A 13,234-nucleotide genomic window follows, 5' to 3' on the forward strand; every position below is an offset into this window, starting at 1 on the left:
GAAACCCTCCTATGATTGGAAGTGATAATAATTTTCAATTAGATAACTCAATCATTATAGGAGCAGCTTTAGATGTCTGTCAAGCAACGAATATCGTTAACTAAACCCCATCGTTCTCAAGGAAGTCGAAAGAGTTGTTTCTTTTCCGGAGTCATTGTCTGACGGTAATGGGAGGGCGATGCGCCTTTTACTTTTTTGAACATTTTCGAGAAAAGCAGCGGGTCTTGATAACCTACGGAATGAGCGATCTCTGACACTGTCAGCTCGGGGTTTGCCATTAGCTCACTTGCTTTGTCCATCCGAAGCTGGAGGAGATAAGACTGTGGCGATTGCAGATCCAGCTCTTTGAATAAAGCGGACAAGTAAATACGATCAATGCCGATTCGACTTGCTAGATCAGTTATGCTGAGCTTTTTGGAATAATTGGCTTTCATATACTCCGTTGCTTTCCGTACATATTTCTCCTTCGCCTTAAGCACTGGCTGTTGTCCGATCGGAACAAGCAGCTCCTCCAGCCAGTTCGCCACAATGAGATAGAGCAGACTATGGATCATAAGGCTGCCATTGCGTTCCATCGCATGGGCGGCATCCAATTGATCAAGCCAACGATCGAACCATTTGGAATCGGACAGCTCGAATACAGGCGTGTCTATCGTAAGATGAGCTTGATCAAGCAGCGACTCGACACAATCTCCGTGAAAAGCGAGCCAGGAGTGTGTCCAAGGTTCTTTTTCATCCGCTTTCATATAGAGAAGCATATCCGGGTAAACGACAAAGCCTTGGCCCTCGCGCAGATGATGAAGCTTCCCGTTAAGCGAATAAGTGCCGCGGCCTTCATGCACGAATACGAGCTTATAGCTATCCTTCACGCCAGGTCCCCACGTATAGCCGGGCTCACACGATTCCTTGCCGCTATAAAAATAAGTCAGATCCATTCGTTCTATCAATGGTTATCAGCTCCGTAGTTTTATGGATAATTATGATGGCATGATAACTTGCATTATGCCATATAGATCTTGCTTGTCGACATTCCAATGTCTAGTCTTTATAAGTATACTTTGAAATGTCGACAAAATCACCGTTTTCATTATTGCATGGCAATTATTCGCAACGATCCGTAGAAGAGGAGCTGGAATTATGACATACAGAGCAAGTAGCGACCGGTATAAAGAAATGGAATATAAGCGCAGCGGAAAAAGCGGCCTTAAGCTGCCGGCTTTGTCCCTTGGCCTATGGCAGAACTTCGGTGGCAACCAGCCGCTCGAAAATTCAAGAGCGATGGTAACGCGCGCATTCGATCTGGGCATCACGCACTTCGACCTTGCGAACAATTATGGCCCGCCGGCTGGATCGGCCGAAGAGACGTTCGGCAGCATCTATAAGAAGGATCTTGTGCCATACCGCGACGAAATGCTCATCTCGACAAAAGCAGGCTATTACATGTGGGAAGGTCCATACGGAGAATGGGGCTCGCGCAAAAACCTGCTGGCCAGCCTTGATCGCAGCTTGCAGCGCATGGGACTCGAATACGTTGATATTTTCTATTCGCATCGTCCCGATCCGGAGACGCCGCTTGAAGAAACGATGGGAGCGCTCGATTATGCGGTAAGATCCGGCAAAGCGCTATATGTCGGTCTTTCCAACTACAGCGCGGAGCAGACGCAGCAAGCGATTGATATATTGAAACGTCTAGGAACGCCTTGTCTAATTCACCAACCGAACTATTCGATGCTTAACCGTTGGATCGAGGACGGCTTGCAGGATATTTTGCAAGCGGAGGGTGTAGGCTCGATTGCGTATTGTCCGCTTGGCAGAGGCCAATTGACGAACAAGTACGTCGACCGAATTGAGCAAGAGTCGAAGTCGCCGGAAACAAGCAGCCTTAAACCGGCAGCATTGACGCCAGAGCGCGTGCAGAAGTTCCGCGCGCTTGAGCAGCTCGCAGCAGGCCGCGGTCAGACATTGTCGCAGCTCGCTTTGAACTGGATATTGCGTGAAGGCGGCGTTACATCGGCGTTAATCGGCGTCAGTCGTGTTAGCCAGATTGAGGAAAACGTCAAGGCGCTTTCGTTTGCGCCGCTAACGGCGGACGAGCTGGCCGAGATTGACCGCATCATGCACAATATCGGAGATGTGCCTTGGTAATATTATAAAAACAATAGGCAGCTTTACGCCCCTGCGCAATCATACTAACGTGCGCATGCGGCGTCATAGCTGCCTTTTTATTAAGGGAGTACATGATGATGACTTGCAATAGCAAGAAAGGCTTGCGTTTGCTGAGATAACTTCTCTCCCTCGCGATAATAGATGGCAATAGGGTTAACCGCATGGTTGCCGCTTACGTGTACAAGTGCCACATCGCCGCGCTGCACATCCTCCCGCACTTCCGAGGCAGAGGCGAATAAGAGGCCGACTCCCGCCTTGACCGCACGAACCGCTTCGTTCATCCCATTCCATTGTACTGCAGCACGAGGTGGATCCATATTGGCCGACTTGCATAATGCCAGCAGCATCTCGCGTGTTCGGCTGCCTTCCTCGCGCATAATGAAAGGCTCGCGCAGCACTTCGGCAAGCGTCAACTCTCGTTTATTCGCAAGCGCGTGGCCTTTAGGAGCAACGAACCACATCGGATCCTCGAAGAGCAGGCTGCGGACGATCCCGGGTGCGGACTCGATACCGCCGCCGATGATGGCGAGATCAGCCTCATAGCGGGATAGCCGCAACATCGTTTCTTGCGCATTCGCCGTTTGGAGCAGCACTTGCACGCCTTGACGATCCTGCTTGAAGGAAGCAATCCAATGAGGGAGCAGGAAGTTGGACGGCAAGTATGTGGCGGCAATACGAAGCTTGCCGGTCAAGCCTGACTTGAAATCGATTAAAGAGCGGTCAATCTCACTCTCCAATGCAAAAAGCCGGCTGGCTTGTTCGGCGACGAATTGTCCCGCTTCCGTAAGCATCACACCTCTGCCTTTGGGCAGCAGCAGCGGCATTCCGATCTCTTTCTCAAGATTACGAATTTGCATGGTAACGGCAGGCTGGCTGATGCGCAGCAGCTCCGCTGCGCGGGTGACGCTTCCTTCCTGAGCAGCGGTATGGAATAGCTTAAGCGCATGAAGATTCAATTTTACGTCCTCCTTCACTCGAAGTATAAATGATATTTATGTTTAGCTAATAAATATGTATTATTTTTATGAATCAATATCGTTTATTGTAAGCCTCAAGAGAAGAAGCTGCAAGCCGTTCTTCATCTATCAAGAGGAGGCGTTATGATGAAGCTATGTTGTTCAGAGTGCTCGTTGGAATGGGACCTGTATAAACCTCGGACAAGATGCAGCTGTGGTGGCTTATTGCAAATTGAACAGAATTTAGCGGGGCTAGACAGCGATTATTTGAAGGTTTTATTCCGCGAACGGTTATCGGATCGGATGTCTCCGTATTCAGGTGGCGTATGGCGTTACAAGGAGCTTATACATCCTGAATTGCCAACCCAGCATATTGTAACCAAATATGAAGGCAATACCGGCTTGTATCGGTCAGCGAGGGCAGCGGAATATGCGGGAATTAGAGGCGTATGGCTGAAAGCCTTAAGCGAGAATCCAAGCGGCTCGTTCAAGGATAACGGAATGACGGTTGCGGTATCGCACGGCAGCTGGCTTGGCATGAACCGATTCGCGTGCTCATCGACCGGCAATACGTCGGCTTCACTTGCGATGTATGCATCTATTGCCGGAAGCGAGGCGTATGTCTATTTGCCCGAAGCGGGAGTTGCCGCGAGTAAAATAAGCCAAACGATTGCTTATGGCGGCAAGCTCGTTCGCTTTCAAGGCACCTATGACGATGGACTCGCTTATTTGGAGCAGCATGCCGCAGAGCTTGGGATGTATGTATGCAATTCAGTGAACCCGTTCCGAATCGAAGGACAAAAAAGCATCGTGTTCGAAATTGCCCAATATTTGAACTGGGAGCTGCCAGATTGGATCGTACTGCCTGGCGGGGCGCTTAGCAATACGTCAGCCTTAGGCAAAGGGCTGGAGGAGCTGAAGACACTCGGCTTCATCAAGAAAGCACCTCGCGTAGCAGTCGTGCAAGCGGAAGGAGCGAGCCCGTTCCACCGTATGGTTGAACAGCAAGCGGACACTCTCGTTGCTTGTTCGGAGCCGAAGACGGAAGCGTCCGCGCTCAATATCGGTAATCCGCCAAGCTGGCGCAAGGCGCTTCGAACACTAAACTTCACGAGCGGAGTAACGGTATCGGTCACGGACGAACAGATTTTTGACGCGAAAGCAGTCATTGATCGTTCTGGAATCGGCTGTGAGCCCGCATCGGCCGCTTCGCTGGCCGGATTAAAGCAGCTCACTGCGAATGGCATCATCGACAAGGATGAAACGGCGGTCTGTTTGTTGACCGGTCATCTGCTCAAAGACATTGACGCCTTGAAACGATACGATCAGCCAACACGTTACGAACAATTGTTCTCATAGCCGAAAAATGGCATATTCGTAAATAAAGCAAGCATATAGATGAAAGGACCCGGACGGTCGTGACCGTTCGGGTTATTGTGTTGCGGCAGGAAATGAAGCAACTTTTGTGGAAGTATAGGGAAATCCAATTTAGACAAGCGAGGGGAAATATGATCGCATTAACTGAAGCCTATATCGATTCTTTAGCGCTGAACGCGGCTTCCATTAAGAATGGCAAGGACCTCGTTCGCAAAAATAGTTTCCCGCTGTTGAACCGTACCGAAGATGATACGCTTCTGTTCGGGGAATGCAAGGGCAGCGGCAAAGAGCCTTATCGCTGTTCCGCAGACTTTATCGTTCCCGATCAGCCCGTGTTTCGCTGTTCCTGTCCGAGCAGGCAGTTTCCCTGCAAACATATCCTTGGTCTGCTGTATGCAGCTGCAGGCGGTCAGCCTTTCCATGTGGCAGGCATTCCAATCGACATTGCCGAGAAGCGGGAGAAGGCAGAGAAACGCGAGGAGAAGAAGAAAGAGGCCGCTGAAGCCGGAGATGCCGCACCTCCGAAGCGTAAGGTGAATAAGTCCGCGCTGGCCAAGAAGCTGGCCGCTCAGCTTGAAGGCATCGAGCTGACCGAGAAGCTGCTGAAGCAATTAGTTACGACGGGCTTAGCGGCAGCAGACGCGAGGGCGTTGCGACAATATGAGGAGCAAGCGAAGCAGCTCGGCAATTCGTTTGTGCCTGGGCTGCAAGCGTCGTTCCGCGAGCTGGTCGAATGTCTTCGATCGGAGAAAAGCGCCTCCTCCGGGTACCTGGAAGCGACCGAGCAGTTAACTTCGCTTTATGCGCTATTGAAGCGGGGCCGAGATCATTTGACTGCAAAAATAGGAGATCCCGAGCTTGCTATGAATACCGATAGCGCGATCGAGGAGAAGATCGGGCATGCGTGGCAGTTCGCGGAGCTGAGAGAAGCCGGGCAAGTCCGTGAACAGGTGGAGCTCATGCAGCTAAGCTTCCGCTCTTATACCGATGCTTCACGCGGCGAATATGTCGACGAAGGATATTGGATTCAGCTGAATGACGGGCAGTTGGTAGCGACTCGAACCTATCGGCCGTTCCGAGCTGCGAAGTTCATTAAGGAAGACGATACGTACTTCCACATTGTTCAGACGAAAGAGCTGGCGGTATACCCCGGGGAATGGAATTGCAGGGCAAGATGGGAAGATATGACGCTTCGCGAGACGTCTGCCGAGGATCGGCAAGCGGTTCGTAAGCATGCAGTCAAATCGTACCCTGATGCTATAAAAACGATCAAAAACGTACTGAAAAATCCGCTATCGGATAATAATCCGGTTATGCTGCTGCATGCCGCTAGAATCGGCCAGACGGACGAAGGTTATGCGATGGAGGATGAGCATGGCAAGCGAATAGCACTGAGCCATATCGATGCAATCGGACAGTCCACTTTGCATTCTCTGCCTTTTCTCCATGAAAGAAGCTTGACGGACTGCGCCGTTCTCGTAATGTTCGAGGATCGACTGGATTCAGGCCGACTGCATGCACAGCCTTTAGCGCTAATTAACGAAGAAGAAACCATTCGTTTGCTATATTAATTCATTTCATTTACAGGCAAAGGAGTTAACGATGAGCATACCCTTATTACGCGAGCTTCATGAAGACCTGAGGCGTTTATTGATAGCAGGCGCATCCCTGGCGCCTAACGATTTGCGGCTGCAAGCGATGCTGCCGAAGCTGGAACGGCTCGGAGAAGCTGCGCCGGTATTCAAAAAAGTAGGCGAAGCGGTAAGCGAAGTCATACGTTCTGCGCCAGATCAAGCGGCAACGAAGCTGCTGGATCTATCGGTTCTGCTCCATGCGATCTTGCATACGCAAGGATCAACGGAAACGGGAGGAGAACTGCGTTCGATCGGTTTGACAGATTCTAATGCATCAGCGCCTACTCACATTTCGTATCGGAAGCTGCAACCGGTCATCGATGCTTTGACGCAAACCGGCTCAGGCCGTCTGGAAGTCATTCGACAAGCGAATGCCGATGGCGTTTTCACGGACATGAGAACGTTTGTTCCCGCTATGACAGCACTTGAGGATTCCTATTCGGAAATCGCCGAATATGTGGCAGAGGAAGTGCTGCCGAAGATCGGTCAACGTATATTGCCTGTGCTGCATGCAAGCTTCAACTTTGAAGGCGGGAGCGGAGACGCTCGCAAGCTGACGGCGATTTATCGGTTAACGGCCGAGGAAGAGAAAGCAGAAGCGAAAGAGCTTATCCGCAAGTCAGCTTTTAACGGCTCGCTGCCTGTACGCATTGCAGCACTCCGACTCGCTGCTGACGATGCCGACTTCGAGGATAAGCTGCTGGAGCTGTCATATGACCGCAAGAAAGAGATTCGAAGCGCGGCTTTGCTTGCCTTATCCAATAGCGACAGCGAGCAGGCTTTGGATCGATTAATGGAAGCGCTCATGAAAAAAGATACCTCCATTGCGGCAGAACCGATCCGCAGAAGTGGTAACGATAAGCTGAAGGAGCGCGTGCTTGCGTTCGGCGAGGAGCTGCTCGGTGCGATGGCGGCTGATCGTAAGAGCGCAAGCTGGCTGGAGCGAATGCTGGCCGTTCTTGGCGGATTGAGATCGCCAGGGCAACATGCCGCCGAACGGGATTTTCTCATGCGGCTGCTTCAAGATGATGCGATTGATGTCATGGAAACATCGAGAATTCAGAGCGAGGCAGCCGAGGCGCTGCTGGAATCGAAGCATCCTAAGGCTCTCTTATTCCTTCATGAGCTTAGACATAAGCGGTCGAACCTGCTTGGCTACTCGTTCAAAGCCGCGGTCAGACTTGAACAGCCTGCGGATGTGTATGAGGCTTATAAGCCTTATTTGGATGATCGCAAAGGAGCAGCCGCAAAGCAGCTGCTGCAAGTGTTCTACGAATGGGTACCGGGTCCGCTATATGAATTCCGAAATCTGAGGGAGAAAGATGAGTCTGGGCCTCTAGTCTCGTGGGATAGCCGTTGGGTACACCGTTTAGTGAAAATGAACGAAGAAGATCTCGTCGCAAGACTTGCAGTAAAACCGGAACAGGAAGTCGTTGATTATTTGCTGTATAAGGCGAAAGTCAATCCCAATATCGCAACCTATCGCACAACCACCATCTTGCTTGCGCTTGTCCGTCTCGGCAATGAGCAGGCGCCGGAGCTGATCTTGAGCACGATCGAGAAAGCAAAGCCGAAGCAAATTTATTATTTAGAAGAAGAGATTAGCTTCTTGTGCGCATCGATCTCAAGCCGATATGCGGAACGACTGCGATTGACTGCGGATCGCTTCTACTACGAAGAAACACGCAATAAGCTGCTGGAGCTGGCTGACCTTGTTGCTGCTAAGAAGGAAGAGGAATCAACCAAAGGAGCGGGATTGCTATCATGGATCAAAAGCAAAGTACGTTAAGACTGCCGGCAGAAAAGCTATACGCGCATGAGCTTGAGGCGTTGCGGGCATCGGATAAGGGCGAGCGCCCCGAAGGGTGGCAATTATCGCCGCGCGCCGTTTTAACCTTTATTATTGGGGGCGAAGCGGGCGGCACGCCGATCACGCCAAAGTATATCGGCAACCAGCGCCTCGTCGAGATCGCGATAGCGACACTGTTGACGGATCGGGCGCTGCTCCTTATTGGCGAGCCGGGAACGGCCAAATCCTGGTTGTCGGAGAACCTGTCGGCCGCCATACACGGCGATTCGTCGAAGGTCATTCAAGGTACGGCGGGAACGAGCGAGGAGCAAATCCGATATTCATGGAACTACGCCATGCTGCTTGCTAATGGGCCTTCGACTGAGGCTATCGTGAAGAGCCCGATCTACCGGGCGATGGAGACTGGCGGTATCGCCCGATTCGAAGAAATTTCCCGCTGCGCTTCCGAAGTGCAGGACGCGCTTATTTCCATCTTATCGGAGAAGACGATTACCGTCCCCGAGCTTGGCAGCGAAGTTCCTGCGTCGCGCGGCTTCTCGATCATCGCAACGGCGAATACGCGTGACCGGGGCGTTAACGATATGTCTGCCGCGCTTAAGCGCAGGTTCAATATTATTGTTCTTCCTGCTCCAGCCGATCTGGACACGGAGATCGATATCGTTCGCAAGCGGGTTAGCGAGATTGCGGCCAATTACCGGCTTGGCGATGCATTGCCTACAGAAGCGGCGGTGCATAAGGTTGTTACGATCTTCCGCGAGCTGCGCGCAGGCATGACGATCGACGGCAAGGAGAAGATTAAGCAGCCAAGCGGCGCGATCTCAACCGCCGAGGCGATCTCCCTGCTCGTGAACAGCATGGCGCTCGCTTCCAGCTTCGGCGGCGGAAGCGTATCCGATGAAGACTTGGCTGCGGGTCTGCTCGGCGCAGTCGTGAAGGATGACGGCAAAGACGATGCCGTGTGGAAGGAATATCTGGAGAACGTGATGAAGAAACGCGGACCTGCATGGCGCGGCCTGTATAACGCTTGCCGTGAGCTTAGCTCGTGAGCGCGATGAAAGCTGTAAGTATGGTTCAAGAAACCGCTGGCGTACATTTGTTCGGGATCCGCCATTTGTCGCCCGCAGGCGCGATTCACCTGCGGCATTATCTGAATGAAATCAAGCCTAAGCTCGTGCTCGTCGAAGGTCCGGAAGACGCAACCCCGCTTATCGGCCATCTAACGAGAAGCGGCGTTATTCCGCCGGTTGCCATCTTAGCGTATACCGATCAATTGCCGATCCGAACGCTCCTCTTCCCGTTAGCGCGTTATTCGCCGGAATATGAAGCGTTTCGCTGGGCGGCAAGCAACGGAGCGGAAGCGCGTTTCATCGATTTGCCTTCTTCCGCAGCGATAAGTATGCATCTCGGCAAGCGCGATGCTATGGATGAGGGAAATAGGCAGGAAGCGAAGCAGCATTGGAGCAACGTTAACGAACGTTATGAGCAGGTAGCCGAGCTTGCCGGTGAGTTGGATTACGATTCGTATTGGGAACGATACTTTGAGCATTCGGCCGCTTCCGACACATATAGAATCTCAATTGCTGCCTTCTCCGAGCAGATGAGAAGACTCAATGAGGAAGAGGAGCGAAGCAGCCTGCCGCTCGAAGCGGCTTCGAACGATATACGCGAAGCTTATATGCGGGGCAGAATTGCAGAGGCGATCGCAAGCGGCGTTCCCGCTGATCGAATTGTCGTTATAGCGGGCGCTTACCACATATCGGCGTTAACGCCAGATCGACCGCCAATGACGGACGATGAAGCAGCAGCGCTCCCGAGAAGGGATACGAAGCTAACGCTTATGCCTTATTCAAATTACAAACTGTCGAATCATTCCGGTTATGGCGCCGGCAATCATGCGCCTGCTTACTTCGACCTCGCGTGGCAATGCCTGGAGGCCGATGATCCCAATAAGCTGGCGCCTCTTTATTTATCCAAGGTTGCCGGTTATATGCGTGAGAACGGTACATATCGTTCTGCTGCTTCGGTCATTGAGGCGGTAAGGCTTGCTGAGGCGCTGACATCAATGCGAGGCGGACGACTGCCGGTATGGCGTGATTTGCGCGATGCAGCGATCGTGTGTCTGGGGCATGGGGAGCTGTCGGTTGTATCGGAAGCTCTTGTGAAAACGGATATTGGTACGATCATCGGAGCTTTGCCCGAAGGAGTCAGTCAAACGCCGATTCAAGACGATTTGAATCGCAATCTGAAGCTGCTTAAGCTGGAGAAATACAAAAGCGCCGTAGCTGCCGATTTGGAGCTTGATCTGCGGGAGAATCGGCGAGTCAAGTCGGAAGAAGCGGCCTTCATCGATCTGCGCCGCTCCTTCTTCCTTCAGCGGCTGGCACTGCTTGGGATCAGCTTCGTCCGCAAGAAGTCCATTCGTCAGGATGGCGCGACTTGGGCTGAGCACTGGGTGCTGCAATGGTCGCCGGAAGCAGAAATTCAGATCGTTGAGGCTACATTGAAAGGCGAAACGGTAGAACTCGCAGCCGCATTCGCCATCAAGGAAGCGCTAGAGCAAAGTCCCGACCTGCGGACGGCCGCGGGGCTTGTGAAGCAAGCCTGGGAATGCGGTCTTCCTACGTCAATGGAGGATGCCAGGCATATGCTACAGCAGCTTGCGGTCGATGCAGGCGCTATCGAGCAGGTTGCCGGCGCACTAAGGGAACTGTCCGCGCTCATTCAGTTCGGCGATGTGCGAAAAGCGGATACTAGCGTGCTCATTCCGCTGCTGCAGCAATTGTTCCTGAGAGGTACATTACTGCTCGTGGACAGCGCAGCCTGCAATGACGAAGCTGCCACAGCTATAGCGGCTGCGATGATCGATATGCATGCGATCTCGCAGCAGCATTACGACGATGTGGATGACGAACGTTGGCTGAAGCAGCTGGAGCTGCTCGCCTACCGGGACGATCGCAATGCGAAGCTGTCCGGTCTAGCTTTCGCCCTGCTGCTGGAGCGCAATTTGATCGATGCCGATCGGTTGGCGTCCGAAGTGTCTCGTCGATTATCGCCAGGTACGGACGCCGACACGGGCGCAGGCTGGTTCGAAGGCATGTCGCTTCGCAACCGCTACGTTCTCCTATCAAGAAGACAGCTGTGGGAACAGCTCGATCTGTATATCCATTCCCTTGATGAGACCCAATTCCGTCGATCGCTCGTCTATCTGCGCCGGGCATTCAGCGGCTTCGAAGCGAGAGACAGAAGCATGGTTGCCGAGCTGCTTGGCGAGCTGTGGGGAGTCGGAGGTTTAGAGGGCGGAGATGCCTTGTCGCAGCCGCTGAGCGAGGAAGAGCAGCAAACATTATCCGAACTTGATGAGTTCGACTTTGGAGACTTCTAATATGGACGAACAACAACGGTTAGAGATGTTGAGAAGATGGAGGCTCGTGCTCGGCCAAGCCGCGGAGCAGAAGCTTGCAGACATGGCAGGCGGAGGAACGCTGCTTGATGATGAAGGCATTGCGATGGATGAAGCTTTAGCCGCCATCTATGACGGGTCATCGGGAGGAGAGGAGAACATTTCAGGCCGCCGATCTGCTGGTTTAGGATCGTCTGCCCCCAAGCTGACCAAGTGGCTTGGCGATGTGCGTTCGTTTTTCCCCTCGGACATTGTGTCCGTCATCCAAGGGGACGCCATTGAACGAAAAGGGCTGAAGCAGCTGCTGTTCGAGCCGGAGACGCTAAAGAAGATTAAGCCGGACGTTCGCATGGTCGCTATGCTCATGTCGCTGCGCGGACGCATTCCGGAGCAGACGAAGGAAACGGCGCGATTGCTCGTGAAGGAAGTCGTAGACGATATTATGAAGCGGCTGCGCGATCAGATTACGCGCGCGGTCACAGGCGCGCTCAACAAGCGCAAGCATTCCCCGCTGCCTTCGTTCTCGGGGCTCGATTGGAAGCGAACGATTAGCCGTAACCTTCGTCATTACGATACGAACAGCGGGCTGCTCATACCCGAGCGTTTCTATTTCTTCGATCGGGCGAAACGAAGCAGGGAATGGACGGTCATACTCGATATTGACCAAAGCGGCTCGATGTCGGAATCGGTCATCTATGCGTCGATCATCGGCTCGATCTTCGCCAGTCTGCCGTCGCTTGATACTCGGGTAGTCGCCTTCGACACCGAAATCGTCGACCTAAGCGAGCAATGCGCAACTGATCCCGTCGATATGCTATTCGGCATACAGCTTGGCGGGGGTACGGATATTCATAAGTCGGTCGTTTATTGCGAGCAGTTCATTACCGATCCGAAGAAAACGCTGTTCATCCTCATCTCCGATCTGTATGAGGGCGGCAACCAATCGGCGCTGATTCGCAGAATGGAGCATATGAAGCAATCGGGTGTAAGCGTGTTATGCTTGCTCGCCTTGTCCGATAGCGGAGCGCCGTCGTATGATGCCGATCTGGCTAAGCGCTTATCGGGCATGGGCATCCCAAGCTTCGCCTGCTCGCCGGACCGGTTAGCCGAGCTGGTAGAGGGGGCGCTGAAAGGCAAAGATTTGAAGGAGCTGGCAGCGGCTCTATCGCCGGTGAAGGGGTAAATAATAGGACGTATGAAAAAGGGCTGAACCATTGTCATTCACGATGACTTTGGATCAGCCCTTATTTTCTATTAAGCGGAAGGAGGAAGCTCGGTCAATGTCGGTTTCGCGTAACCTTCCTTATACGTGTCGTCAATGATTTGGCGAATCCGCTCCAGCTCGATGCCGCTTTCTTTCATTGCCGCAGTCTTCACCGCAATCTCCATGCATACGCCGCAGCGCGTACCGTGATCATCCCAGACGACTGTGCCGTCTTCCTTTATTTCTGCGATAAAGCAATTAAGGTTGCTGCGATGGCCCGCGCTCTCGCCGCAGCCGCAATAGCATGGAATATAGGGGAGCGTGTCGGTTAGAGATGCTGCGACGGCGTAAGCCGTTCGTATCGTAGGTGAAGCTTCGACAAGAAAGGACGGGAATTCGGCAAGCGAAGCTGTCTGCTCTTGAAGATCGCCGGAAGCGGTATGATGTTGCTCCTCATGCGTGGTTTCCCCATTATGCTCCTCATGCGCGTTATTCGAGCAGCCCCCAAGCACAAACCCGGCAAGCACAAGCGCGTAAATGGCAGAGCGAATCGATTTATTCATTGAATCTATGACCCCTTTCTATATAAGAAATATCTACTGACCAGTATACCATTAACCGAACTGTCCGCTTGGGCATGATCGTGACAAATCCTAGACAACGATAAACGCTATTTTTATAGTTACA

The 13,234-nt window shown here is 52.6% G+C and carries 10 protein-coding genes; 7 read left to right on the forward strand and 3 right to left on the reverse strand.

Going from position 1 to position 13,234, the window contains the following annotated elements; translation table 11 throughout:
• Window positions 1-116: 116 nt before the first annotated feature.
• Entirely contained in the window at window positions 117-947 is an 831-nt protein-coding gene (locus AC0YN0_RS14470) for an AraC family transcriptional regulator (RefSeq protein ID WP_475821835.1), read from the reverse strand.
• Between the two features lie 190 nt (window positions 948-1,137).
• Here AC0YN0_RS14470 and AC0YN0_RS14475 point away from each other — a divergent pair, with 190 nt between their 5' ends.
• Window positions 1,138-2,145, forward strand: a complete 1,008-nt coding sequence (locus AC0YN0_RS14475) for an aldo/keto reductase (RefSeq protein ID WP_475821836.1) — start codon at window positions 1,138-1,140, stop codon at window positions 2,143-2,145.
• An 80-nt stretch (window positions 2,146-2,225) separates the two neighbouring features.
• Here the strand turns inward: AC0YN0_RS14475 and AC0YN0_RS14480 are convergent, their stop codons facing one another.
• On the reverse strand, window positions 2,226-3,122 hold the full coding sequence (locus tag AC0YN0_RS14480) for a LysR family transcriptional regulator (protein ID WP_475821837.1): 897 nt from the start codon (window positions 3,120-3,122) through the stop codon (window positions 2,226-2,228).
• A gap of 147 nt (window positions 3,123-3,269) precedes the next feature.
• Between AC0YN0_RS14480 and thrC the strand changes: the two genes are divergently transcribed.
• The 6 genes from thrC (at window position 3,270) to AC0YN0_RS14510 (ending at window position 12,526) form a co-directional block, all read left to right on the forward strand.
• Window positions 3,270-4,481 (forward strand): threonine synthase, encoded by a 1,212-nt coding sequence (thrC, locus tag AC0YN0_RS14485; protein ID WP_475821915.1) that lies wholly within the window; start codon window positions 3,270-3,272, stop codon window positions 4,479-4,481.
• A gap of 149 nt (window positions 4,482-4,630) precedes the next feature.
• Window positions 4,631-6,070 carry an SWIM zinc finger family protein gene (locus AC0YN0_RS14490; protein WP_475821838.1) on the forward strand — a complete coding sequence of 480 codons (1,440 nt, stop codon included), beginning with the start codon at window positions 4,631-4,633 and terminating at the stop codon, window positions 6,068-6,070.
• A 31-nt stretch (window positions 6,071-6,101) separates the two neighbouring features.
• On the forward strand, window positions 6,102-7,922 hold the full coding sequence (locus AC0YN0_RS14495; protein WP_475821839.1) for a hypothetical protein: 1,821 nt from the start codon (window positions 6,102-6,104) through the stop codon (window positions 7,920-7,922).
• Complete coding sequence (locus tag AC0YN0_RS14500; RefSeq protein ID WP_475821840.1) at window positions 7,898-8,989, forward strand: ATP-binding protein; 1,092 nt, start codon at window positions 7,898-7,900, stop codon at window positions 8,987-8,989. The genes AC0YN0_RS14495 and AC0YN0_RS14500 overlap by 25 nt, the downstream gene beginning before the upstream one ends.
• A 5-nt stretch (window positions 8,990-8,994) precedes the next feature.
• On the forward strand, window positions 8,995-11,325 hold the full coding sequence (locus tag AC0YN0_RS14505; RefSeq protein WP_475821916.1) for a DUF5682 family protein: 2,331 nt from the start codon (window positions 8,995-8,997) through the stop codon (window positions 11,323-11,325).
• Window position 11,326: 1 nt separating this feature from the next.
• A complete protein-coding gene (locus AC0YN0_RS14510) occupies window positions 11,327-12,526 on the forward strand; it encodes a VWA domain-containing protein (protein ID WP_475821841.1) in 1,200 nt (399 codons plus the stop codon).
• A 71-nt stretch (window positions 12,527-12,597) separates the two neighbouring features.
• On the opposite strand, the gene AC0YN0_RS14515 is transcribed toward AC0YN0_RS14510, so the two are convergent.
• The gene (locus AC0YN0_RS14515; protein ID WP_475821842.1) at window positions 12,598-13,110 is read right to left on the reverse strand and encodes a PCYCGC motif-containing (lipo)protein; all 513 of its coding nucleotides are present in this window, start codon (window positions 13,108-13,110) and stop codon (window positions 12,598-12,600) included.
• Between the last annotated feature and the right edge of the window lie 124 nt (window positions 13,111-13,234).

This window comes from Paenibacillus sp. J22P218 (assembly GCF_056269195.1).